The sequence below is a fragment of the Roseicella sp. DB1501 genome, assembly GCF_013112485.1.
Taxonomy (GTDB): domain Bacteria; phylum Pseudomonadota; class Alphaproteobacteria; order Acetobacterales; family Acetobacteraceae; genus Paracraurococcus.
Map to the genome: position 1 here is coordinate 21,121 of NZ_JABFHG010000017.1, position 22,009 is coordinate 43,129.

Here is a 22,009-nt window from a genome sequence, read left to right on the forward strand (position 1 = left end):
GCAGTAGCGGCGTTAGGAGCACCATGCATCAGCACACGATGGACACTTGGCGGCACGGCCACACCTTCGGCCAGGACCGGCCCCGCGCGGGCGAGCGGCGGACGCTGCTCGTCCTCCTGCTCACGGCGGTCACGATGGTCGTCGAGATCGGTGCCGGGCTGGCCTTCGGCTCCGTCGCGCTGCTCGCGGACGGGCTGCACATGGGCTCGCACGCGGCGGCCCTCGGCATCAGCGCGTTCGCATACGCCTACGCCCGGCGCCGTGCCGCCGACCCACGCTTCGCCTTCGGGACCGGCAAGGTCAATGCGCTCGCTGGTTACACCGGGGCCGTTCTGCTCGCCGCCTTCGCCCTGGCGATGGTATGGGAGAGCATCACCCGGCTGGTGAACCCGGTGCCCATCACCTTCGGATGGGCCATCGCGGTCGCGGTGGTGGGCCTCGCCGTCAACGCGGCCTCGGTGCTGATCCTCGGCATCCATGACCACGGCCACCACCACCACGGCCACGAGGCGCACGACCATGGCCACCATCACGGCCATGACGACCACGAGCATGGGCATCATGACCACGACCACGAACACCATGGTCACGGGCACGACCTGAACCTGCGCGCGGCCTATCTCCACGTCATGGCCGACGCCTTGACCTCGGTGCTGGCCATCGCGGCGCTGTTGGCGGGCCTGTTCCTGGGCGCGTGGTGGATGGACCCGCTGATGGGTCTGGTCGGCGCCGCGCTCGTCACGCACTGGTCCTGGGGCCTGCTCCGGGACACCAGCCGCATCCTGCTCGACCACCAGGCGCCGGAGCCGGTCCTGCGGGCGGTGCGCGAGGCCATCGAAGGCGTGGCCGACAACCGGCTTTACGACCTGCATGTCTGGTCGGTGGCGCCCGGGGTCTACGCGGCCGCCCTGGGCGTCGTCACCCACACCCCCCGTCCGCCCGAGCACTACAAGGCGCTCATCCCGGAGGGCCTCGGAGTCGCCCATGTCACGGTCGAGGTGCAGGAGTGCCGGGAGGCGCCCGTCCTGCATGGGCAGGCGGCTTAGGGAAAGGAGGCCCGGACGCTGCTGTTCCGCGAAAGCGGATTCGGCAGAGGGGGGCGCTTTGGAAACCTGCCGGAATTCGCGGGGCGGCTGTAGAGGTTGGCACGCAGTTCGGCCGCTTGGCGGCCGGGCTACCTGCGGGGACTGCCGATGACATCCGGCTAGCCGGGTGCCTGCCGCGTGCCTCCGGACGGGGGCGTCGCCCATCTCCATCCCCGGCAGGCCCAGGCCAGGGACGCCGTCGGGATCACCAGCCACTGGGCCACGGGGGATAGCCCGGTCCCCAGCCATGGCAGCGTCGGCATCAGCTCCGAGTAGGCCCAGGCTCCGCGGGCGAGGTTCGCTGCCTCGCTGTAGACGGTGTAGCCGAGGCCGATGGCTATGGCCGCGGCGGCGACGGGCACGAAGCGGCGCCGGGGCCAATCCGGTGACCCAAGGAACAGCAGGGCGGCGACGAGCGAGCACGCCGCGATGAGGACGTCGCCGAAGGTGCAGTGCAGGGCCGCGAAGGCGATCTCGCCCGGCGTGCCGGTCCGCCACAGCGTGTAGAGCGGCAGGTGCGCGAACTCCCAGGCTAGGTTCCCGGCGGCTACCGCGCCCAGGTGTCGCCGGAGCGCCGCGAGCCAGTCCGGTGTCCCGAGGGTGGGCTCGTCCGCCGTCACCGGCCCGCGGACGCGTCCGGCCGCCCAGCCGGACCCGCGCGGTGGTCGTGGTGCCCGTGGTGCATGAACAGGTGCATCAGCGGGCAGGCGAGCAGGAGCAGGTAGGGCAGGGCGCCGAGAGCGTGCGCGTAGTGCTCCCGCAGGATATAGAAGGCGGCGACGAGGGCGAACCCGATCAGGGCGATGCCGCCTTTGCTCCGCCACCAGGGTGCTTGCGTCCGCTCGTGCATCTCAAACCTCCGTCGGCGGCACTGTACGCGCCTCCTGCCGCCGCCGCGTTGCGCTGGATCAACCGGCTGCTCAGTGATGCCGATGCTCCGGGGCCGGGGCCGGGGCCGGGGCCGGTGCCGCGCCGGTCGCGCCCGCGGCCCCGCCGATGCCTGCGCCGGTGGCATGCGCGGGCGGCGCCGCCCGCTGCATCCCGGCGGGCGCCGTAGCGCAGGCGGCCAGCAGGGCGGCCGCCGCAAGGAAAAGCCCCGTCCTCTCCAACATTGGTCCTCCGTTCACCGAGGCGAGCCCCGGAAGGCGCCTGCAGCTAGGCGCGGGACGGCGCGCGGATGTCGCGCCCGCCCGCCAGAAAGGTGTAGAGCCCCGGCGAGGCGGCCGCGATCGACCTCGCCGCGCCGAAGGACAGAAGCACGGTCACGGCCACGCTCGCGGCGTAGTGCGCCAGCAGCCACGCGTCCGTCTCCGCTGGCACCAGTTGCCACAGCGCGAGCTTCACCGCCGCGATCAGCGGGTAGTGCGTCGCGTGCAGGAAGAAGGCGAAGTTGCCGTGGCGCGCGACGGCGCCGCTCCAAGGCGCGGCCGCGACACTCAGGCAGACGCCCCAGCAGGCCAGCACGCCCACCGGCCGCATGGCGCGGGTGGCGAGATCGAGCAGCCACTCCGCCCCCGGCGCGTCCAAGTCGACCAGCAGCGGCGCGGACGCGCGGAGCAGGACGAGCGCGACGTAGAGGGCAACCACTGCCGACGTCGCCCCGCGGCCCGGCCTCGGCAGGTAGCCGCGGAGCCGCGCGAGCGCGCCGAGGTAGAAGAAAAAGGGGACGTCGGCCCGGAAGAACACGACCAGGTTCCAATCCATGACCCAGGCGCCGCCGAGCGCGATGGCGCCCAGCCAGGGGGCGTGGCGCAGCGACAGCCAGAACACGGGGCTCAGCAGCACGGTCAGGAAAAGGTCCCGCACGAACCAGAACTGGAACGCCACCGGGTGGCCCGTAAGCCCCAGCACCGCGTTCACGTAGGCCATGGCGCCCGCGTGGTCGAAGTCGAGGTTCATCTGCCGGGTCAGCGAGGCGCCTTCCCCGGTGGCACGGAGCGCGAGCAGGGCCAGCAGGAAGAGCGCGTTCCAGACGACCAGGGGCGCGTAGAGCGAGCGCACGCGCGCCCGCATGCGACGCCGCAGTGCGGGCCAGGGGTGGTCCTCGCCGAACCTGAAGAACAGCCAGCCCGAGATCGTCGAGAGCAGCGGCACCGCGCTGAAGAAGAAGAACAGGACGGCGCTGTTGACGAAGGACGCGACCCGGTGGGGCGAGTCCGGGTCGACGCCTCGGAACGGCGACACCCAGCCGGGAGGGATGGCGCCGTAGTGCAGGAAGACGAGGCCGATGACGAGGAGGACGCGGGCGACCTCGATGGTGCGCGAGAGGTCGGCGGCGTTCGGGGCGTGCCCGAGCGGGCCGCCGCCAGCCCGGTGCGCCCGATCCCCCTCGTCGTAGGCGAGGCGGCGCAGCGTGGCTTCATTGTCACGGGACGGCGCGGCCGCTCCCGGATGCTTCGGCATCCTTGTCATTTTGCGCTTCCCCGGAGCTTGGGCTGGCCGTCAGAAGAAGATGCGGATGCCCGCCACGACCGTGGACTGCGAGGGCTGCTGGCCCAGGCGCCGGTTCAGCCCGCTCGCGCCGCCGTTGAAGCTCTCGAAGGAGTAGCCGATGTATGGCGCGAACTCGCGGGTGATCTCGTAGCGCAGCCGCAGCCCAACCTCGGTGCGGTAGATGCCGGGCGCGATGAGCGCGTCGCGGTCCCAGCCGGTCGAGAAGTTGAGTTCCGCCTCGGGCTGGAGGACGAGCCGGTTGGTGATGAGCAGGTCGTAGGACGCGGCGGCGCGGGCGAGGAACACGCCATTGCCGCCGACGAATCCTTGCAGCTGCACCTCGAAGAAGCCGGGCGCCAATCCTTGCAGGCCGAATACGCCGTATGTCCGCGATGGCGTGCCCTCGCTCGGGTTGATGCGGAAGTCGTGGCGCACGCCCGCCTGGATGTCCCAGTAGTACCCGATGAGGCGCGAGTAGAGCACTTGCGCTTCGGCCCGCTCGAGGCCGCCGCGTTCACGGCTCGTCTCACCGCGGGTGTTGACCCAGACACGGTGGTAGTCGGTGCCGTAGAAGGCCGAGCCCTCCCAGGCGTAGATCGGGCTGCCGCGCTCGTTGCTTCGCATCTCGTTCTGGTCCAGCAGCACGGCGCCGAAGTAGATGGGCGAGTGGCCGGTGTGCTCCTCGGCGCCGGTTGCCGGTGCCGCCCCGGTGCTCTGGACGGCGGAAGGATTCGCGGCGGCGGTCCCGTGCGCCGAGTGGTCGGCGCCGGACTGGGCCATGGCCGCGGTGGAGCAGAGCGCCGCGGCCAGCAGGCCAGCCGCCACGCTCTTCTGCATCGAGGAGGTCATGCTGCGCTCCCGCGGCATCAGTGACGGTGACCGGCGGGCATGGCGACCGGCGTGGGCTGCGCGGCTGAGGTCACCGGGGCGCCGTCGCGGGTGACACGGAAGATCCGCATCATGCCGGACTCCATGTGGTAGAGAAGGTGGCAATGGAAGGCCCAGTCGCCCTCGGCATCCACGATGACATCGACGTCGAGCGAGGTGCCGGGCTTGATGTTGACCACGTGCTTGCGCGGGTTGAAGGCGCCGTTGCCAAGGTCCGGCACCATCCACATGCCGTGCAGGTGCATCGGGTGGTTCATCATGGTCTCGTTGGTGAAGCGGATACGGAGCCGCTCGCCGAGCCGGGCGACGATGGGCTGGGCACGCCAGAACTCGTTGCCGTTCATCGACCAGATGTAGCGCTCCATGTTCCCGGTCAGGCGCACCTCGATGATGCGGTCGTAGGGCCGCCATTCCGGGTCGGGGCGCAGCGGGCGCAGGTCGCGGTAGGACAGCACGCGTGCGCCGGGCGGCGACCCGGTGTCCTGCACGACTGGGTCGGCCATCGCCATGCCGCCTTGACCGGCGTGCGCCTCCGTGCCGCCTGCCGTGGTCGTGGCCGGGGTGCCCGGTCCCTGCGCGCCGAACCGCGCCGGGGCGCCGTGGCCCATGGTTGCGTGGTCCATTGCCGGGGCTGCGGCCTGTCCACCGCCCATGCCCGGCATCCCGGCCATGGCGCCATGCCCCATGGCGGCGTGGTCCATGGTGCCCATCGGCATGCCGCCGTAACCCATGGCCGCGTGGTCCATGGCTGGGGCGGCCGCCTGGGCCTGCGGCTGCCCGGCACCCGTGCTTGCCATCGAGCCGTGGTCCATGCCGCCCATGGGCGCCACGTGGCCAGGCTGGTCCTGCTCGGGTCGCGGCGTGCCCCGGTCGAGGCCCGTGGGGCCAGGGTTCATCATCATGTCCGCCATGGTCAGGACCGGCCGCGGACGGTGCGGCGGCAGCGGCTCGACGGGGGCGTCCATGCGGGTCGCCAGCCGGGCCCGGGACCAGCCGGTGCGGTCCATGGTCTCGGCGAGGATCTGGTACTGCCGGTCCTCGCGTGGCTCGACGATGACGTCGTAGGTCTCGGCGACCGCGATGCGCAGCTCGTCCACGACGACGGGCCGGATGTTGTTCCCGTCCGCCTGCACCACGGTCATCCTCAGGCCCGGGATGCGGACGTCGAAGTAGGTCATGGCGCCGGAGTTGATGAAACGCAGGCGCACCCGTTCGCCCGGCCGGAACAGCAGGGTCGCGGGCGCCTCGGGCCGGAAGCCGTTCACGAGGTAGCGGTAGGTGGCTCCGGTGACGTCGGCGATGTCGGTGGGGTCCATCCGCATGTTGCCCCACTCGACGCGGTTGCGGACGATGGCCCGGCGGGCCTCGCCGTCCGGCGCCCGGTTCAGGTCCCGCACGAGGTCGACCAGCGTGCGCCGGTTCCAGTTGTAGTAGCTCGGGTCGCGCTTGAGGTTCTGGAGCACCCGCAGCGGCCGCTCGTCCGTCCACTCGGACAGCTGGACGACGTGGTCGCGGTCGTAGCGGAAGGGCTCGGGCTCGCGCCTGTCGATGACGATGGGGGCGTAGAGGCCGCGCTGCTCGTGGTCGAGGTTGTGCGCGTGGTACCAGTAGGTGCCCGACTGCACGACGGGGAAGCGGTACTCGAAGGTCTCGCCGGGCGCGATGCCCCGCACGAAGCCGGTGCTGAAGCCGGGCGCGCCGTCCATGGAGGCGGGCAGGATGAGGCCGTGCCAGTGGATGCTGCTGGCTTTGTCCATCCGGTTCGTCACCCGGATAACCGCCTCCTCGCCCTCGCGCAGGCGCAGCAGTGGGCCTGGGAATTGGCCGTTGACCGTGACGGCCGGGCGATCGGTGCCGTTGATGTTGACCGTGCGCTCCTCGAGCGTCAGGTCGTAGCGCTGCGCCAGCGCGGGCGCGGCCAGGACCAGCAGCGCCACCGCGGCGAGGGCAAGGCGCCGCAGCGCGGCTCCCAGGTCGAAGCTCTTCGTCATCCCGGCACCTCCGTCCCTCGGTGGCGGCATCGCCGTCCCGAGGGCTCCACTTCGATGCCGGACGCTGCCGTCCACGCCCGCCGTCCGCAACGCGAAAAGGGCGCCTGGACATACTTCGTCATGCAGGCCCGCAGCTCCGGCCGTGACGGCAACGGTCCGGGCCCGACACGCTGACACACTACGTCATGGATGCGGGGCCAACCCATGCCGAGTGCGCCGTGTTCTCCGGGTGCCGCGCGCCCGGGTCTGCATCGCCGTCCCATCGCGCGGCCACAGCATGGGATGGAGGATCGCGCCGTGGCGAGAGAACTGTTGGACTTGGTGCAGGGGCTGCTCGGGAACGGGAGCGGGACCGAAACCGCGCCCCCCGAGCGAACGGAGCGGGAGCAGGTCTCCCTGACCATCCCCGGCATGCCCGAGCACCAGCTCGCGGTGGGCGGAGCCGGGGCGGACAGCTTCGGCGGCACCGAGGCGGCCGACCACTATTGGGGGCTCGGTGGCGCGGACAAGCTCGGCGGCGGCCCCGAGGGTGACGTCCTGACGGGCGGCGAGGGGCCGGACCTGCTCTCGGGCGGCCCGGGCATGGATCACCTGCATGGCGGCGGGGGCAACGACACCCTCTACGGCGCCGGGGACGCGGATGCCCTGATGGGCGGCTCCGGCAACGACTACCTGGACGAGGGCCCCGGCCACAGCAGCATGGACGGCGAGGCGGGCAACGACACCCTCGTGGGCGGCACGGGGCCGGACGCCTTCATCGTGCGCCAAGGCTCGGGCGACGACGTCGTCCGCGACTTCACCGCCGGACCCGGCGTCGGCGACCACATCGCCCTCGAGGACATCCGCTGGGAAGACCTGACCGTCAACGACACCGCCGCCGGGGTGAAGATCAGCTGGGACGGCGGATCCGTGCTGCTCGAGGGTGTGCAGAAGTCCGAGCTCTCGCAGGACGACTTCATGTTCTACAACGAGCCGGACCTGCCGCCGGGCGCCCGCGCCCCGGACGGGCCCGTCGAGGAAGCTCCGAGCCCGAGCGTGTCCGGGCCGGAAATCGCTGGCTCCCTTCCGGCGGCCGACAAGAGCCTGGTTCCCGGTTCCGGTGACCCCGCCCACACCATCGCCTTCGACATGTACGCGGCCATCATCGGGACCGAGAAGGGCGACCGGCTGGTCGGCAGCGGCGACTGGGACCAGATCTTCGGTCGCGCTGGCGCCGACGTCCTGCTCGGCAAGGGCGGGGACGACGTCCTCGACGGCGGCCCGGGCCGGGACCTGCTCCTGGGCGGGGACGGTCCGGACCAGCTCGAGGGCGGCGCTGGCAGGGACACCCTGATCGGTGGCGCCGCGAACGACGAGCTGGTGGGTGGCGACGGCTCGGACTGGCTCGCCGAAGGCCCTGGCCACGGCATGCTCAATGGCGGCAAGGGTGACGACGTCTACTTGGGCGGCGCGGGCTCGGACGCCTTCATGGTCTCGCGGGACAGCGGCGACGACGTGGTGCTCGACTTCCGGGCGACCGGGCTGGCCCAGGGCCTGTTCGACCACATCGCCTTCATGGACATCGACGCCAAGGACGTGAAGGTCGAGGACACCGATCTCGGCGCCAAGGTCTCGTGGGAGGTCGGCGGGGAGGACGGCTCCATCCTGCTCCTCGGGGTAGCCAAGGACGAGTTGCGGCAGAGCGACTTCATGTTCAACACGCCCCAGTTCGTCGAGGGCATCAGCGACGTCGGGTCCTGGTACATTTTCGGGTAGCCGCGGGAGGCGTCGGTCCGGCGTGGCCGGACCGGCGCCGATCGTCCCGGCGGCCTCCGGGTAGGGGCGCGTGGTGGGCCGCGTCTCCGTTGGTTTTTGACAGCGCGGCCGTTTCCGATCCGGCGCGGAGGCGCTGTACCGTTGTCGCGTCCCATGATCGGCTTCCACGCGGCGCGGGATGTTTCAACGGGAGCGCCACAATGGATTCCGCTGCGCCCAGTCACCTTCCGTTTTGGTTGCCTGGTCCCGATGGGTCCGACCCAATCCTGGTGGGCACGGGCATCGCCCTCGCCGTCGGGGTGCTGGCCTTCGGCCTCCTCATGCTGCGTATCCACATGCTGCCCGACCACATCGCCCATGGCGGCCGCAAGGTGCAGCTCGAGGTCGTGGCCGTGCTCGGGTTGCTTTCCATGTTCTCCGGCATTCACGGGTTCTGGGTGGCCGCCCTCATACTGGCGCTCATCGACATTCCAGACTTCACCGGACCTTTGCGGCGCATCGCGGGATCGACGGAGAGGATAGCCGGGCTGGGGCCGGGCGAGGGCGACACGAGCGCCGACCAGCCGCCCACGCACGACGAGGCGGACAGGCGTCGCCGCGCACCGGAGACGGCGCTTGGGGGAGTGCCAACGCGCCACCCAGCCGATGAGCGCCTCGACGCCTGAGAGCGAAAAAGCGAAACCTCCTGCAGGTTAGACGAACCAACGGTTTAGACCTGAAGGCGGTCGGCTTTAATACCAACCCCGGATGATATTGACCCATCCCGACCGGGCGGAAGCCCGCCCTTTTCTGAGCCTTGGCCTAGCTGGAGAAGGTCAGCCTCTTCCCGGATTGGTATAAGAAGCGCTCCAAGTCCTGCGTCCCCACCTCGACGGACGGCCCCGGCGGCGCGCCATTGCGACAAAACATGTCTGCCGCCGTCCGGCTGGTTCCCGGGTTGACCCTCCCACGATGGGAAGCACCACGTTGCATCCGTCAGACCAGAACCGGCCCGCCGAGGCGGACCATCGCGGAGACGGCAGCATGAGCGGTCAGCAGCGCGGACACGGGCACCACGGGGGGCACGGGCACCAGTACGGCCCGGGATGTAGCCATGACCACGGCGGTGGGCATCACGACCATGGCCACGCCCACCATGGCCACGGGGACGCGGCGGTGGCCGACGCCGCCCTAGTCACCGACCCGGTCTGCGGCATGAAGGTGGACCCGGCGACCTCGAAGCATCGGCTGGAGCACGGCGGGACCACGTTCCACTTCTGCTCGGCTGGGTGCCGGACAAAGTTCGAGGCGGACCCGAATAAGTATCTGAAGCCCGAGAAGGCGGCCGCACCGACAGCCGCCCAGAAGGCCGCCATCTACACCTGCCCGATGCACCCGGAGATCCGGCAGCAGGGACCAGGCAACTGCCCGATCTGCGGCATGGCGCTGGAGCCGCTGGAGGTGACCGCCGAGGCCGCACCGAACCACGAGCTCATCGACATGACGCGCCGGTTCTGGATTGGGCTGGCGCTGACCTTGCCTGTCGTCATCCTGGAGATGGGCGGCCACGTCCCCGGCCTCGGCCTGCACCACCTGGTGCCTCCCAGGATCTCGGTCTGGATCCAGTTCCTGCTCGGGACGCCGGTGGTGCTCTGGGCAGGTTGGCCGTTCTTCGTCCGCGGCTGGCAGTCGGTAGTGAACCGCAGCCTGAACATGTTCAGCCTGATCGCGCTCGGGACCGGCGCCGCCTACCTCTACAGTGTTGTCGCCACCTTCTTGCCCGGCATCTTCCCCGAAGGCTTCCGGAGCGCGGACGGCACGGTTGCCGTCTACTTTGAGGCGGCCGCAGTCATCACCGTGCTCGTCCTGCTCGGCCAGGTGCTGGAGCTCCGGGCACGCGAGGCGACCGGCGGCGCCATCCGAGCCCTGCTGAACATGGCGCCCAAGACGGCGCGCCGGATCCGGCCTGACGGCTCCGATGAGGAGATCCCGCTGGCGGACGTGCAGGTCGGCGACCGGCTGCGGGTGCGGCCGGGCGACAGCGTGCCGGTGGACGGCGAGGTGCTGGAGGGCGGCGGCGCAGTGGACGAGTCCATGGTGACCGGCGAATCCTTGCCCGTGGAGAAGGCGCCCGGCGCCAAGGTCATCGGCGGCACGGTCAACGGCACCGGCTCGCTGGTCATGCGGGCGGACAAGGTCGGCTCGGACACCATGCTGTCCCGCATCGTCGCGATGGTCGCCGAGGCCCAACGCAGCCGGGCACCCATCCAGCGCATGGCCGACACTGTGGCGGGCTGGTTCGTCCCGGCCGTCATCGCTGTAGCCGTCCTGGCCTTCGTCGCCTGGGCCGTCTGGGGACCAAGCCCGGCGCTGTCCTACGCCCTGATCGCCGCCGTCTCCGTGCTCATCATCGCCTGCCCCTGCGCACTGGGCTTGGCCACGCCCATGAGCATCATGGTCGGCGTCGGCAAGGGCGCCGGTGCCGGGGTGCTGATCAAGTCCGCCGAGGCGCTCGAGCACATGGAGAAGATCGACACCCTGGTCGTGGACAAGACCGGCACCCTCACTGAGGGCAAGCCCAAGGTCGTGGCCGTGGTCCCGGCGCCGGGCCTGACCGAGGCCGAGGTCTTGCCGTTGGCGGCCAGCCTGGAGCGGTCGAGCGAGCACCCGCTCGCCGCCGCCATCGTCGCCGCGGCCAGGGAGCGCGGGGTGGCCTTCGGGGAACCGGCCGACTTCGCCTCGGTCACCGGCAAGGGTGTGACCGGGACCGTGGATGGGCGCCGGATCGCGCTGGGCAACGCGCGGCTGATGCAGGAACTCGGGGTGGACCTGGGCGAGCTGGCGGCCAAAGCCGACGAGCTACGGCGCGAGGGCGGCACGGCTCTGTTCCTGGCCGTGGACGGCGGGCCGGGTGGCGTCATTGCGGTGGCCGACCCCGTCAAGGCGACGACGCCCGCCGCGCTGGCGAGCCTCCGCGCCGAGGGCATCCACATCGTCATGCTGACCGGCGACAACAGGACGACGGCGGAGGCGGTCGCGCGGAAGCTCGGCATCGACGAGTTCCAGGGAGACGTCTTGCCCGAGGACAAGCACCGCATCGTCCGGGAGCTTCGGGCGAAGGGGAGGGTGGTCGCCATGGCGGGCGACGGCGTCAATGACGCTCCCGCCTTGGCCGAGGCCGATGTCGGCGTCGCCATGGGGACCGGGACGGACGTCGCCATGCAGAGCGCGGGCGTGACGCTGGTGAAGGGCGATCTCGCGGGCATCGCCCGCGCCCGGACCCTGTCGCGCGCGGTCATGCGGAACATCCGGCAGAACCTGTTCTTCGCGTTCGTTTACAACGCGGCCGGAATCCCGCTGGCCGCGGGCGTGCTCTACCCATTCACCGGCCTCCTGCTCAGCCCCATCGTCGCCGCCCTGGCCATGGCGCTGAGTTCGGTGTCCGTCATTGGCAACTCGCTGCGGCTGCGGGCGGTGCGGCTGTAGCATGGTCTCGGGGAGCGGACCCGGTCCGCTCCCCGCAGTCCGTCAGTGCCTGTGTTGGGTCGCGCCGCCGGACGCGGCGCCCGCCGTGCCCTGCTGCATCTGGTCGCAGTGCGCCATCATCGCCTGCATGTCGGGGCTCATGCTCGCGCCCTGGCGCATCTGCTGACGCATCTGGGCGCAGTGGGCCATCATCTGCTGCATGTTCATCCCGCGCATGTCGTGACCCTGCATGCCGGACATCCCGGACATGCTGTGGCCCGCCATGCCCTGCGAGCCCATGCCTGACATGCCGCCGGTCTGCTGGGCAGGCGGCGGGCTCTGCTGCTGTGCGCAGGCCGCGAGCGACAGGCCCACCACCAGCGCGAGGCCGGTGTGGCGGAGCGTCTTGGTATCGATCATCCCGGCGTGTCTCCTTGGTTGCCGTGTCCGCGGTCGTCGGCTGGCCGTGGCGCGAGCAGGCGCCGACGGCCCGCCTCGTTGCGGGGAACGTCACCGTATCCAGAAAGATGCTGCTCGCCTCCATCCAGCCCCCCCAAGCTGTGTGACAAAGTATGAAAGCGCCCCTTGACCCTCCCACGGCGGCAAGCCCCACCTTCGCGGATGCCCACCGTCGGCCAGGAAGGAGGTATGCATGCCGGATCGACCAGATCTCGAGGACCAAATCCTGACGGCGCTCGAGCAGGCCCTGGCCGAGGACCGGTTGGAGGTGGCCGAGCACCTGCTGCGTGGCCTGGAGGCGCTCTGTGGGGACGCGCCACCCGGTTCGGTGCTGGCTACCGCCTACCTCCTTGTGGCTCGGGATCTGGTGCCGTAGCGGCCATCACTCGGCTGCCCTCGGAAGCGGCTCCGCGGGCGGCGCGGTCAGCCCCGCCGCCCACGCGACGCCGAAGGCTAGCATCAGGGCGAGCGGCGCCGCCGGAACACGCGGCAACCACATCAGGCCGAGCAGGAAGGAGAGCGCCACGGCGCCGAGCCAAGGCGTCTCGGCCGCGAGTTTGACGCCGAGCCATGCCATGGACAGGCCGAGGCCGAGCTGCAGCCCGGCCGCCACCGACTTCGGCACTGCCCGGGCGACGTGCCCGATCGCGCCCGTCGCCCCAAGCGCGAGCAGGACCACGCCGGTGACCAGGCCAGTAGCCACGAGTTCCCCGGCGCCGAGGCCGCCGGTCAGCAGGGCGGCCGAGACCGCCTTCATCGGCTGCACGGCGAGCGGCACGCCGAAGGCCAGCCCCGCCGCAACGAGGAACGCGCCGAACCCGAACAGCACGCCTGCGGGCGCGAGGCCAGCCACCGTCATGGCCCCGACGACCAGGGGCACGAAGGTGCCAAGGTCGCCGCAGGCGCCACCCAACTCGCCGGACCAGGAAGCGGTACCCGTTTTCGTCTTCGGCTCCTTCCCGTCCGCTGGGCCCATCAGCCGCCCTGCTGCCGCTCGGCGGCGCTCCCGTAGCCGCGCAACTCGCCGTAACGGCGGACCTGCTCCGGCGTGAGCAAGTCCATCATCGCTAGGTGGTATCGGAGGTGCGCCGCGCGGAGCCTGGCCTGGGTCTGGCCGATGGCGGAGGTCGCGGCCTCCAGCGAGGTCGGGGTCACGGTGCGGGCGGCGAACCCCCGGTCGAGCGCGGCCTCCTCGACGATCAGCCGCTTGCCGAGCGGCACCGCCTCAGCCGTCATCGCCTCGCGCAGCGCCCGCACACGGTCGCGCTGCTCCGGCGTCAGCCCCAGCGCATCGGCCAGTTCCAGGACGTGGACCGGACCCGGGTAGCCGTTCAGCTCCGCCGGGAGCGCCATGCCCATGCCGCGCCCGGCGCGCAGGTCGGACAGCTGCTGGTCGGACAGGGACTTCACCGGGCGGACCTGCAACCCGGCGTAGGGGGGAGTCGCTGGCTGGCCGTGGCCGCCGTGGTGATGCTGGGCGGCGGCGGGCCCTGCGGAGAGGGCGGCGGCGAGGGGGAGGACGAGGAGGCCGGAGCGCAGCGTCATGGGTAGATCCCGGGTTCGGGGGGCGACATCCCTGGGACGCTACGAGATCTCGACCCGGGTTTCCACGTGGCCTGGATGGGGACCGTCGTTGCGCAGCGGCTGCAGCAGCATGCGGTCGAGCCGCAGCTCACGCGGGTCGCGGAAGGCGGGGATGCCGATGGTCATGCTCTCCTGCCCCGCCTCGGGCTGGGCCCGGTAGGTGCCGAACAGGCGGTCCCACCAGGGCAGGTTGAAGCCGAAGTTGCTGTCGGTCTCCCGGCGCAGAATGGAGTGGTGGACGCGGTGCATCTCCGGCGTCACCACCAGCCAGCGCAGGATGCGGTCCATCCATCCGGGAAGGCGGACGTTGCCGTGGTTGAACATCGAGGTGGCGTTCAGCAACACCTCGAAGACGAGCACGGCCAGCGGCGGGGCGCCGAGCGCGACCACCACGGCCGACTTGATGAGCATGGAGAGCACGATCTCGACGGGATGGAAGCGTACGCCCGTGGTGACGTCGAACTCGAGGTCGGCGTGGTGCATCCGGTGCAGCCGCCAGAGCACCGGCACGTGGTGGAACGCGACGTGCTTGGCATAGATTGCGAGGTCGAGCAGGAGCACCGACACTGGCACGGCGACCCAGCCGGGCGCCCGCAGGACGTTCAGCAGTCCCCAGCCCTGCGCCTGCGCGAGCATGGCCACGCCCACGGCGCCCGCTGGAAAGAGGACGCGCACGAGGAGCGTGTCCGCGACGACCACGCCCAGGTTGTTTGGCCAGCGCCACCGGCGGCCGATAGCCTGTGGCCTGCGTGGGGCCAGGACCTCCCAAAGGGCCATCAGGACGAAGACTCCGGCGAACGCTCCGAGCCGGACCAGAGGCTCGGCGGGAAGCCCCGTCAGCGGCATGGTTTCCTCCTGCGGCTCATCCGGCGCTCCGGCCGCCCGCGCGGCTGTTATCGGGCCGCGTTCCGGCGGCTGTCCAGGCGTTCCGGATCCCTTTGACATGCCTCCCGGCAGTGGTCTGGAATCACGCCCGCCGGGACACCGGCTTGCGGCGTCCCGGCCATAAGGAGGACGCCATGAGCGACATGGAACGGAGGTCCGCCTTCGCGCTGGGCCTGGCGGCGGTTGCTTTCGCGACACCGCGGGCCGCCGAGGCCCAGGCAGACAACCAGGGCCGCGAGATCGGCCCCGGGGTCCGGCAGGTGGACCTCGGCGAGCGGGAGTCCGTGCTCCCCGCCTACAAGCGGCTGCGCATGCGCGACGTCGTCATCCAGCCCGGTGCGGCCACGCCAGACCGCGCCAAGATGAACGACATGCTCTGCCACATGACCGAGGGCGAACTGGCTGTCCGGCAGAACGACAACCACTTCACCGTCCGGAAGGGGGACGTGTGGGCCTGCGCCAAGGGCAACACGACGGAGGGCACGAAGAACAACGGCGGCACCGTCGCGGTGATGCGGATCATCGACCTGCTGCCCGGCTGACGGCGCGGGGCGGCCGCTCCCGCCTATCCCCCGGGGCGGCCGCCCGGCATGTGCTCGCCGTGCCCGCCGCCGCCCGCGGCGGGACGGCGCGCTCCCGCGGCCTCCACGGCCATCTCCACCCGCAGGTCACCGGCCCGCTCGAATGTCAGCGTGAGGGACACGCGGTCGCCGCGGGCGAAGGCGTGCCGCGGGCCGACTAGCATCAAGTGGACGCCGCCGCCGTCCGGCTCCAGGCGCACGACCCCGCCGGGCGGAATCGCGACGCCGTCCTGGACCGGGCGCATGCGCATGACGCCGCCCTCCATGGTGGTCTCGTGCATTTCGACCACGCGCGCGTCGGGGGACGCGGCGGACACGAGCCGGTCCGGCGCGGTGCCGCGGTTCCGGATCGCCAGGTAGGCGACCGCCGTCTGCGCGCTCGGGCCGGTGGCGCGCGTCCAGGCGCGTTCGACCTCGATTGCGGGTCCGCTCGGCTGCTGGGCGGCCGCGGGCCGGAGCACCGCAAGGATTGGGAGCAGCACCGCCGTGGCCAGCAGGAGGCGACGGCGGGGCGGCGTGCGGATCATGTGTGAGCCTCCGTCGGGGTGCGTGCCTCTGGGCGCCAGCGGAGCAGCCGGAGCGCGTTGAGCGTGACCAGCACCGTGGCGCCGGTGTCGGCCAGGACGGCAGGCCAAAGGCCGGTGATGCCGACCACCGTTGTGACCAGGAAGACTGCCTTGAGACCGAGGGCGATGATGACGTTCTGGTGGATGTTCGCCAGCGTCGCCCGGGAGAGTCGCACGAGGGCGGCGACGTCGAGGACGCGGCTACCCAGCACGGCTGCGTCCGCCGTCTCGAGCGCGACGTCGGTCCCGCCGCCCATGGCGACGCCGACCGAGGCCGCCGCGAGCGCGGGCGCGTCGTTGATGCCGTCGCCCACCATGGCCACGGGCGCCTTTTCCTTCAGGGCGCCGATCTCGCGCAGCTTGTCCTCCGGCAGCAGGCCCGCCTTCACCTTGAGGCCGAGCGCCCCGGCGATGGCCTGACCGGTGCGGATGTTGTCGCCGGTCAGCATGACGGCCTCGACGCCGAGGGCGTCGAGCGCCCGGATGCCTGCGGCCGCATCAGGCCGCGGCTCGTCGCGCACCGCGATGAGACCGGTGGGCGCGCCGTCTACGGAGACGACGACCACCGTCTTTCCTTGGCCCTCCCACTCGGCGACCGCCCGCTCCGCGTCGGCCGGGAGCGGCGCCTGCTCGGCGGCATGGGAGGGCGAGCCGACCGTCACGCGCTTGCCGGTGACGACCGCCTCGGCGGCCTTGCCGGGGATGGCGTGCAAATCCTTGGCCGGGCGCAGCGGGATGCCGTCCGCCGCCGCCCGCTCCAGGATGGCGCGGCCGAGCGGGTGGCTGGAGCCGTTCTCCACGGCGGCGGCGAGGCCGAGCAGGGTGCGCTCGGAGCCGGTCAGGGCGAGGACGTCGGTGACGCGCGGGCGCCCCTCGGTCAGGGTGCCGGTCTTGTCGAAGGCCACCGTGCGGACGCGGCCGATGGTCTCCAGGGCGCCGCCGCCTTTGACCAGCAGGCCACGCCTGGTCCCGACCGCCAGCCCCGAGGCGATGGCCGCGGGCGTCGAGAGCACGAGGGCGCAGGGACAGGCGACCAGCAGCAGCGCCAGGCCGCGGTAGATCCAGGTGCCCCAGTCCGCACCAAGGAAAAGCGGCGGCGCGACAGCGACCAGGGCCGCCACGGCAACCGCGATCGGCGTGTAGACGGCCGAGAACCGCTCGATGAAGCGCGCGGTCGGCGCCTTGGCCTCTTGCGCCTCATCAACCATCCGGATGATGCGGGCGATGGTGTTGTCCGAGGCGGGCCGGGTCACCCGGACCTGCAGCGCGCCGGAGGCGTTGATGCTGCCCGCGAAGACGGAGGCGCCCTCGGCCTTGGGGACCGGGGCGGACTCGCCGGTCACCGGGCTCTCGTCCACTTCGGACTCGCCCTCGACCACCTCGCCATCGGCCGAGACGCGGTCTCCCGGCCGGACCAGGACGAGGTCGCCGACCTTCAGGCTGGCGGCGGGCACCTCGCGCGCCGTCCCGCCATCGACGAGCAGCGCGGTCCTCGGCACCAAGGCGCCCAGCGCCTCGATGCCCGCCCGCGCCCGCCCGGCGGCGACGCCCTCGAGCAGCTCGCCGACGGTGAAGAGGAACACGACGACCGCCGCCTCGCTGGTCGCGCCGATGGCGATGGCGCCAACGGTGGCGATCGACATCAGCATCTCGATGGAGAAGGGCGACCCGGCGCGCGCCGCGGCGATGGCCTTGCGTCCGAAGAAGGCGAGGCCGAGCAGGGCGGCGGGCAGGTAGGCCCAGTGCTCCAGGGTGGGGGCGGCGAGCGAGGCGACGAACCCGGCCGCGGTCAGGCCACCGAGCACGGCGGCCAGCTTGGTCTTGGCGCCCTTCCACCAGGGCTGACGGACATGGCTGCGGACTTCAGACCCGGCGGTGCCCCGTTCACCCTCAACCACCCGTGGCGCCTCGACCGGCGCGATGCCGTAGCCGAGCTTGCGGACCTGGTCCTCAACGGCGGCCCGGGGGGTGGTGGCCTCGTCCAGCCGGAAGGCCAGGATCTGGGTGCCGTAGTTGACCCGGATGTCCTCGGCACCCCGCACGCGACCAACGGCCGTCTCGATCTTGGACGCGCAGCTCGGGCAATCCATGCCCTCGACCTGGTACCGCAGGGCCGCTCGGGCCTTCGCACCCACCTCAGCCACGTCGCTGTGCGCCATAGCCGCCATCCCGTTCTCGGGCTGCCCCTGTGTTGCGCCAGGGGAGCACGGCACCTCACATGGAACCTGTAGTCGCTTCAGGGTCAAGGGCATGGCATCTGCGAACGCCCTCAGCATCGGAGCCTTGTCGAAGGCGACCGGGACCACGGTGGAGACCATTCGCTGGTACGAGCGGGTTGGCGTGCTGCCCGCGCCCGCACGGACCACGGGGAACTACCGGAGCTACTGGGCGGAGCACCTCGAGCGGCTTAGCTTCGTCCGACGGGCACGCGACCTCGGGTTCTTGCTCGGCCAAGTGCGCGATCTGCTGCAGCTCGCCGACGACCGGGACCAATCCTGCGACGCGATGGACCGTGCGCCCGCGAGCACTTGGAGGAAGTCGAGCGCAAGCTCGCCGATCCCGAGGCGCTCCGCCGCGAGCTGAAGGACCTCATCGGACAGTGCCGCCATGGCACCGTCGCCGAGTGCCGGATCGTGCAGGCGCTGTCACCGCAGTTGGGCCCGGTGGGCACCTCCCAGGAAGCGTGACGCAGCCTGCTTGGAGGCGGGTAGGCTCCGTCCCGAGGCGATGACGGCGATGGCCGCTTTCCCGGCTTCATGCCGATGGCGGTCGCCATCAGGCTGGGCGGCGCGGCCGTCACAAGGGCTCGTGGCCTCAGTGATGGTGGCCGCCGCCCTGGTGATGACCACCATGGCCGTGCCCGCCGCGGTGATGCTGGCCACCATGATGGTGGCGGTGATGCGGCCGGTGGTGGTGCCAGGGCGCCACGTGGTGATGGCGGTGGTGACCGCCGCCCCAGTAGCGCGGACCGGCCACGTACGGCGCGGGACCGTAGGCTGGGTAGGTGGGCGGCCCGCCGTAATAGGGCTGAGCGCAGGCGGGAACGGCAGCCAGTAGGCCCAGCGCGACGAAGAGTTTGGCCCGGCGCATGTGGGTTTCTCCCATTCTGACGCCTGGAACTTGAAAGGCCGGTGTGTCGTGTTCGCGGCAAACGATCGACATCATCGGGGCAATGCGCGTTCTCATCGGTGCCGGAGGCCGTGGAGGGGCACTCGGTAACTCGACTTCGGGCGCAATCCGAACGGACCTGGCGATCGGCTCGCGCTTCCGCCGACCCAGATTGCCTCCATTATTCCAGTTTCATGGAAGTGTCGCGGAACGGAAATCCGCCTGTCCTCTTCCCCTCCGTAGGTTCCGGCGGGCCGGTAGCCGGACTGCATGTCCGCACCGGCCGATACGCCAGGAGGAGGAAACATGCGGTTCAGGTCCCTCGCGCTCTCCGCGGTCGTCGCCTCCTGCTTGGCGTTAGCGACACCGAGCGCCGTGGCGCAGCAGGTCTCCGGGGCGGGTTCGACCTTCGTCAATCCGGTAATGTCGCGGTGGTCCGCCGAATACGGCGCCCGGACCGGTGTCCAGGTGACCTACCAGCCCGTCGGCTCCGCGCAGGGCGTCACCCAGGTCAGGGCGGGCACCGTGGACTTCGGCGCCTCCGAAGCCCCGCTGCCGCCCGCGGAGCTCCGCAAGTCCGGCCTGGTCCAGTTCCCGCTGGTCATCGGCGGTATCGTCCCGGTCGTGAACCTGCCCGGCGTCAGGCCAGGGGAGATGCGTTTGACCGGAGAGCTCCTGGCCGACATCTACCTCGGCAAGGTCCGGAGGTGGAGCGACCCGGCCATCCGGTCCCTGAACCCGAACCTCGAGCTGCCCGACACCGCGATCTCGGTGATCCATCGATCCGACGGCTCCGGCACGACCTACAACTGGGTCGACTACCTGTCGAAGGTCAGCCCCGAGTGGCGGGCCAAGGTCGGCGAGGGCACCTCCGTGTCCTGGCCGACCGGCGTCGGCGGCAAGGGCAACGAGGGCGTCGCCTTCCAGGTCGGTCGAGTGCCGGGTGCCATCGGCTACGTCGAGTACGCCTTCGTCACCCAGCACCGGCTGACCCACGCCTTGGTGCGGAACGCCGCGGGCCGCTTCGTCCCGCCGGGGCCGGAGAGCTTCCAGGAGGCCGCCGCGAGCGCGGACTGGGCCCAAGCCGAGGACTTCAGCCTGCTGATGACGAACGCGCCCGGCGAGGGCGCCTATCCGATCACCGCGACGACCTTCATCCTGATGCCGCGCCAGCCCAGCGTCCGAGGGCGCAGCAAGGCAGCCACCGACTTCTTCGCGTGGTCGCTCCGGAGCGGCCAGGAAAGCGCCCGAGACCTCGGCTACGTGGCGCTGCCGCCAAGCCTCGTCACCCGCGTCGAGGCCTATGTCGCGGCGGCGATCCCGGGGCGATGATGACCCAGTGCCGGTTGTCAGGCGGCGATGACGTCGGCCAGCGCCTCGAGGCGCTCCTGGGCCGCGCGGCGGCTGAGGTTGCCGAAGGGCAGGCCGACGAACGCCTCGATGCGCCGCCGGAGGCTGGCGTACAGCTCGTTGACGAGCAGGACGCGCTGCGGACCGGCCTCGAACCGCGCCGGGTCCGGCAGCGGCCACTGGGCGGTCAGGGCCACGCCGCCGAAGTCCGGGCAGGGCTGGCCCTCGGGGACGTCGCAGAGGGCGATGACGAAGTCCATCGGCGGCGCCCCCTCGCGTGTGAACGCGTCCAGGGACTTGCTGCGCAGCCCGGAGACGTCATGGCCGAGGACGGACAAGCGCTCCAGCACCTCGGGCAGTGGGGCGGGTGCCGGGTCCGCGCCCGCCGAGTAGGCGCGGAAGCGGCCGCCGCCCACCCGGCTCAGGATCGCCTCGGCCATGATGGACCGGGCGGAGTTCCGCGAGCACAGGAACAGCACGTGGAAGGCGGGCCGCACCGCGTCCGGCGCCGGTTCCGGGAGGAGGCGGGCGAGGTCGCCACACAGCTCGGGGCGGCCGCCGCAGCAGTCCTTGGTCAGGAAGGCGAGGAGGCCGCGCAGCCCCGGCTCGCGCACGGCGTGGATGACGTTCCGTCCCTGGCGCGTGGCGGTTGTCAGGCCCGCCCGCTCGAGGGCACCGAGGTGGAAGGAGAGGGTCGAGGCCGGAATGCCGATCGCCGCCGCCAGGTCACCTGCCGCCATGCCGGACGGCCCCCGTTTGATGAGCAGCCGGAGCAGGTCCAGCCTCGTCTCCTGCGCGAGTGCTCCGAGCGACTCTGCGGCCTCTTTGATTTCCATGGTCCCGATATAGGCGAAGCAAACCGGTTTGGCGTGAAGCTTCCTTTACGGGCTCCCGGGGGAAGCGGGAGTGAACCCAGCCCGACCGCCACTTTCAGGCAAGACGCGCCTGCCAACGGCACCGCGACCGGTCTTGGACGCGGACGCCGCATAGCCTCGTGTCAACACATCCATTAGATTGGAAACATGGAAGCAACCGACGCCGCCCAGGTCTTCGCCGCCCTCTCGCAGGAGACGCGCCTCGCGGTCCTGCGCCTCCTCCTCGCCGCTGGCCCGAACGGCCTCCCCGCGGGCGAGGTCGCGGAGCGGCTCGGCATCCCGGCCTCGACAACCTCCTTCCACCTCGGCGCCCTCGAGCGGGCGGGCCTTACCCAGTCCACCCGGCAAAGCCGCCAGATCCGCCACGCCGTCCGCATCGCCGCGCTCCGCGAGCTGCTGGCCTTCCTGACCGAGACCTGCTGCTCCGGCCGCCCGGAGCTCTGTGGCGGCCTCGGCGACCTGTTGCCCACCGCCCCCGAGGAGAGGGACACGATGACCCCAGCCTTCAACGTGCTGTTCCTGTGCACCAAGAATTCCGCGCGCTCGATCATGGCCGAGGCGATCCTGGAGAAGGTGGGCGCCGGGCGCTTCCGGGCCTACTCCGCCGGTGCGGACCCGGCGCCGCAGCCGTTGGAGGGCGTCCTCAGCGTCCTCGAACGCTTCGGCCATGACGTCTCGAAGCTCCACAGCAAGTCCTGGGACCGCTTCTGCGGCCCGGACGCCCCGCAGATGGACTTCGTCATCGCGCTCTGCGACGTGCTCGACAACCAGGTCTGCCCGGACCTTGGCGACATGGCGGTCACGGGGACCTGGCCGCTGCCCGACCCGAACGAGTTCCGCGGCAACGAGGTGGAGCGGGCGCTGCTCCTGAGCGAGCTCTATGGGAGCCTGAAGCGCCGGATCGAGATTTTCGTCTCGCTGCCCTTCGCCTCGCTGGACCGGATGGCGCTGAAGGCGCGGCTGGACGAGCTCGGAGGCACCCTGGCTCTGACCGGGGGACGCTGA

Annotated in this window: 21 protein-coding genes and 1 pseudogene; 10 read left to right on the top strand and 12 right to left on the bottom strand. The window is 71.3% G+C overall.

The genetic code is table 11. The features are described 5' to 3' along the window. The first annotated feature begins 23 nt into the window (after nt 1–23). Nucleotides 24–1,046: a CDF family Co(II)/Ni(II) efflux transporter DmeF gene (dmeF, locus tag HJG45_RS24915; RefSeq protein WP_171616166.1), complete on the top strand. Its 1,023-nt coding sequence runs from the start codon at nt 24–26 to the stop codon at nt 1,044–1,046. Nucleotides 1,047–1,204: 158 nt separating this feature from the next. On the opposite strand, the gene HJG45_RS24920 is transcribed toward dmeF, so the two are convergent. The 5 genes from HJG45_RS24920 to HJG45_RS24940 all read right to left on the bottom strand — a co-directional run bounded on the left by HJG45_RS24920 (nt 1,205) and on the right by HJG45_RS24940 (nt 6,397). Next, the gene (locus tag HJG45_RS24920) at nt 1,205–1,705 is read right to left on the bottom strand and encodes a hypothetical protein (RefSeq protein ID WP_171616168.1); all 501 of its coding nucleotides are present in this window, start codon (nt 1,703–1,705) and stop codon (nt 1,205–1,207) included. Next, nucleotides 1,702–1,935, bottom strand: a complete 234-nt coding sequence (locus HJG45_RS24925; protein WP_171616169.1) for a DUF2933 domain-containing protein — start codon at nt 1,933–1,935, stop codon at nt 1,702–1,704. The genes HJG45_RS24920 and HJG45_RS24925 overlap by 4 nt, the downstream gene beginning before the upstream one ends. 305 nt (nt 1,936–2,240) lie before the next feature. Beyond that, the gene (locus HJG45_RS24930; RefSeq protein ID WP_171616171.1) at nt 2,241–3,488 is read right to left on the bottom strand and encodes an acyltransferase family protein; all 1,248 of its coding nucleotides are present in this window, start codon (nt 3,486–3,488) and stop codon (nt 2,241–2,243) included. Between the two features lie 39 nt (nt 3,489–3,527). Beyond that, nucleotides 3,528–4,367 (bottom strand): copper resistance protein B, encoded by an 840-nt coding sequence (locus tag HJG45_RS24935; RefSeq protein WP_171616173.1) that lies wholly within the window; start codon nt 4,365–4,367, stop codon nt 3,528–3,530. Between the two features lie 17 nt (nt 4,368–4,384). Beyond that, on the bottom strand, nt 4,385–6,397 hold the full coding sequence (locus HJG45_RS24940) for a multicopper oxidase domain-containing protein (RefSeq protein WP_171616175.1): 2,013 nt from the start codon (nt 6,395–6,397) through the stop codon (nt 4,385–4,387). A 297-nt stretch (nt 6,398–6,694) separates the two neighbouring features. On the opposite strand from HJG45_RS24940, the gene HJG45_RS24945 reads away from it, so the two are divergent. The 3 genes from HJG45_RS24945 (at nt 6,695) to HJG45_RS24955 (ending at nt 11,617) form a co-directional block, all read left to right on the top strand. Further along, nucleotides 6,695–8,152 carry a calcium-binding protein gene (locus tag HJG45_RS24945; protein WP_171616177.1) on the top strand — a complete coding sequence of 486 codons (1,458 nt, stop codon included), beginning with the start codon at nt 6,695–6,697 and terminating at the stop codon, nt 8,150–8,152. 200 nt (nt 8,153–8,352) lie between these two features. After that, nucleotides 8,353–8,817, top strand: coding sequence for a hypothetical protein (locus tag HJG45_RS24950; RefSeq protein ID WP_171616179.1), 465 nt, complete (start codon nt 8,353–8,355; stop codon nt 8,815–8,817). Nucleotides 8,818–9,175: 358 nt separating this feature from the next. Further along, nucleotides 9,176–11,617 carry a heavy metal translocating P-type ATPase gene (locus tag HJG45_RS24955; protein ID WP_171616181.1) on the top strand — a complete coding sequence of 814 codons (2,442 nt, stop codon included), beginning with the start codon at nt 9,176–9,178 and terminating at the stop codon, nt 11,615–11,617. Nucleotides 11,618–11,659: 42 nt separating this feature from the next. On the opposite strand, the gene HJG45_RS24960 is transcribed toward HJG45_RS24955, so the two are convergent. Then, a complete protein-coding gene (locus HJG45_RS24960) occupies nt 11,660–12,016 on the bottom strand; it encodes a hypothetical protein (RefSeq protein ID WP_174890565.1) in 357 nt (118 codons plus the stop codon). Between the two features lie 232 nt (nt 12,017–12,248). Between HJG45_RS24960 and HJG45_RS24965 the strand changes: the two genes are divergently transcribed. Next, nucleotides 12,249–12,431: a hypothetical protein gene (locus HJG45_RS24965; protein ID WP_171616183.1), complete on the top strand. Its 183-nt coding sequence runs from the start codon at nt 12,249–12,251 to the stop codon at nt 12,429–12,431. Nucleotides 12,432–12,437: 6 nt separating this feature from the next. On the opposite strand, the gene HJG45_RS24970 is transcribed toward HJG45_RS24965, so the two are convergent. From HJG45_RS24970 to HJG45_RS24980, 3 genes are read right to left on the bottom strand one after another with little or no spacing between them, the layout of a single operon-like run. Further along, on the bottom strand, nt 12,438–13,031 hold the full coding sequence (locus HJG45_RS24970; RefSeq protein WP_171616185.1) for a putative sulfate/molybdate transporter: 594 nt from the start codon (nt 13,029–13,031) through the stop codon (nt 12,438–12,440). After that, nucleotides 13,031–13,600, bottom strand: a complete 570-nt coding sequence (locus HJG45_RS24975; protein WP_171616187.1) for a Spy/CpxP family protein refolding chaperone — start codon at nt 13,598–13,600, stop codon at nt 13,031–13,033. The genes HJG45_RS24970 and HJG45_RS24975 overlap by 1 nt, the downstream gene beginning before the upstream one ends. A gap of 39 nt (nt 13,601–13,639) precedes the next feature. Beyond that, entirely contained in the window at nt 13,640–14,485 is an 846-nt protein-coding gene (locus HJG45_RS24980; protein WP_171616189.1) for a sterol desaturase family protein, read from the bottom strand. 173 nt (nt 14,486–14,658) lie between these two features. Here HJG45_RS24980 and HJG45_RS24985 point away from each other — a divergent pair, with 173 nt between their 5' ends. Next, nucleotides 14,659–15,066 (top strand): hypothetical protein, encoded by a 408-nt coding sequence (locus HJG45_RS24985; RefSeq protein ID WP_171616191.1) that lies wholly within the window; start codon nt 14,659–14,661, stop codon nt 15,064–15,066. A gap of 23 nt (nt 15,067–15,089) precedes the next feature. Here HJG45_RS24985 and HJG45_RS24990 read toward each other — a convergent pair whose 3' ends face one another. Together HJG45_RS24990 and HJG45_RS24995 are read right to left on the bottom strand one after the other, a co-directional pair. Continuing rightward, nucleotides 15,090–15,632 carry a copper chaperone PCu(A)C gene (locus HJG45_RS24990; RefSeq protein WP_171616193.1) on the bottom strand — a complete coding sequence of 181 codons (543 nt, stop codon included), beginning with the start codon at nt 15,630–15,632 and terminating at the stop codon, nt 15,090–15,092. Continuing rightward, on the bottom strand, nt 15,629–17,839 hold the full coding sequence (locus tag HJG45_RS24995; protein WP_408902035.1) for a heavy metal translocating P-type ATPase: 2,211 nt from the start codon (nt 17,837–17,839) through the stop codon (nt 15,629–15,631). Before HJG45_RS24995 ends, HJG45_RS24990 begins: the two co-directional genes overlap by 4 nt. An 82-nt stretch (nt 17,840–17,921) precedes the next feature. Between HJG45_RS24995 and HJG45_RS25000 the strand changes: the two are divergent. The 3 genes and pseudogenes from HJG45_RS25000 to pstS all read left to right on the top strand — a co-directional run bounded on the left by HJG45_RS25000 (nt 17,922) and on the right by pstS (nt 20,111). Continuing rightward, nucleotides 17,922–18,358 (top strand): annotated as a pseudogene (locus HJG45_RS25000) (MerR family transcriptional regulator). 121 nt (nt 18,359–18,479) lie between these two features. Then, on the top strand, nt 18,480–18,728 hold the full coding sequence (locus HJG45_RS25005; RefSeq protein ID WP_171616195.1) for a hypothetical protein: 249 nt from the start codon (nt 18,480–18,482) through the stop codon (nt 18,726–18,728). 357 nt (nt 18,729–19,085) lie between these two features. Further along, nucleotides 19,086–20,111, top strand: coding sequence for a phosphate ABC transporter substrate-binding protein PstS (gene pstS, locus HJG45_RS25010; protein WP_171616196.1), 1,026 nt, complete (start codon nt 19,086–19,088; stop codon nt 20,109–20,111). Nucleotides 20,112–20,128: 17 nt separating this feature from the next. Here pstS and HJG45_RS25015 read toward each other — a convergent pair whose 3' ends face one another. Continuing rightward, the gene (locus tag HJG45_RS25015) at nt 20,129–20,965 is read right to left on the bottom strand and encodes a metalloregulator ArsR/SmtB family transcription factor (RefSeq protein ID WP_171616199.1); all 837 of its coding nucleotides are present in this window, start codon (nt 20,963–20,965) and stop codon (nt 20,129–20,131) included. Between the two features lie 186 nt (nt 20,966–21,151). Here HJG45_RS25015 and HJG45_RS25020 point away from each other — a divergent pair, with 186 nt between their 5' ends. Beyond that, nucleotides 21,152–22,009 (top strand): metalloregulator ArsR/SmtB family transcription factor, encoded by an 858-nt coding sequence (locus tag HJG45_RS25020; RefSeq protein ID WP_171616201.1) that lies wholly within the window; start codon nt 21,152–21,154, stop codon nt 22,007–22,009.

Excerpts from the sequence above, each read along its gene's own strand:
- dmeF (WP_171616166.1), top strand. The coding sequence starts at position 24 with ATGCATCAGCACACGATGGACACTTGGCGGCACGGCCACACCTTCGGC.
- HJG45_RS24925 (WP_171616169.1), bottom strand. The coding sequence starts at position 1,935 with ATGCACGAGCGGACGCAAGCACCCTGGTGGCGGAGCAAAGGCGGCATC.
- HJG45_RS24930 (WP_171616171.1), bottom strand. The coding sequence starts at position 3,488 with ATGCCGAAGCATCCGGGAGCGGCCGCGCCGTCCCGTGACAATGAAGCC.
- HJG45_RS24935 (WP_171616173.1), bottom strand. The coding sequence starts at position 4,367 with ATGACCTCCTCGATGCAGAAGAGCGTGGCGGCTGGCCTGCTGGCCGCG.
- HJG45_RS24940 (WP_171616175.1), bottom strand. The coding sequence starts at position 6,397 with ATGACGAAGAGCTTCGACCTGGGAGCCGCGCTGCGGCGCCTTGCCCTC.
- HJG45_RS24950 (WP_171616179.1), top strand. The coding sequence starts at position 8,353 with ATGGATTCCGCTGCGCCCAGTCACCTTCCGTTTTGGTTGCCTGGTCCC.
- HJG45_RS24955 (WP_171616181.1), top strand. The coding sequence starts at position 9,176 with ATGAGCGGTCAGCAGCGCGGACACGGGCACCACGGGGGGCACGGGCAC.
- HJG45_RS24960 (WP_174890565.1), bottom strand. The coding sequence starts at position 12,016 with ATGATCGATACCAAGACGCTCCGCCACACCGGCCTCGCGCTGGTGGTG.
- HJG45_RS24965 (WP_171616183.1), top strand. The coding sequence starts at position 12,249 with ATGCCGGATCGACCAGATCTCGAGGACCAAATCCTGACGGCGCTCGAG.
- HJG45_RS24970 (WP_171616185.1), bottom strand. The coding sequence starts at position 13,031 with ATGGGCCCAGCGGACGGGAAGGAGCCGAAGACGAAAACGGGTACCGCT.
- HJG45_RS24975 (WP_171616187.1), bottom strand. The coding sequence starts at position 13,600 with ATGACGCTGCGCTCCGGCCTCCTCGTCCTCCCCCTCGCCGCCGCCCTC.
- HJG45_RS24980 (WP_171616189.1), bottom strand. The coding sequence starts at position 14,485 with ATGCCGCTGACGGGGCTTCCCGCCGAGCCTCTGGTCCGGCTCGGAGCG.
- HJG45_RS24985 (WP_171616191.1), top strand. The coding sequence starts at position 14,659 with ATGAGCGACATGGAACGGAGGTCCGCCTTCGCGCTGGGCCTGGCGGCG.
- HJG45_RS24990 (WP_171616193.1), bottom strand. The coding sequence starts at position 15,632 with ATGATCCGCACGCCGCCCCGCCGTCGCCTCCTGCTGGCCACGGCGGTG.
- HJG45_RS24995 (WP_408902035.1), bottom strand. The coding sequence starts at position 17,839 with ATGGCGGCTATGGCGCACAGCGACGTGGCTGAGGTGGGTGCGAAGGCC.
- pstS (WP_171616196.1), top strand. The coding sequence starts at position 19,086 with ATGCGGTTCAGGTCCCTCGCGCTCTCCGCGGTCGTCGCCTCCTGCTTG.
- HJG45_RS25015 (WP_171616199.1), bottom strand. The coding sequence starts at position 20,965 with ATGGAAATCAAAGAGGCCGCAGAGTCGCTCGGAGCACTCGCGCAGGAG.
- HJG45_RS25020 (WP_171616201.1), top strand. The coding sequence starts at position 21,152 with ATGGAAGCAACCGACGCCGCCCAGGTCTTCGCCGCCCTCTCGCAGGAG.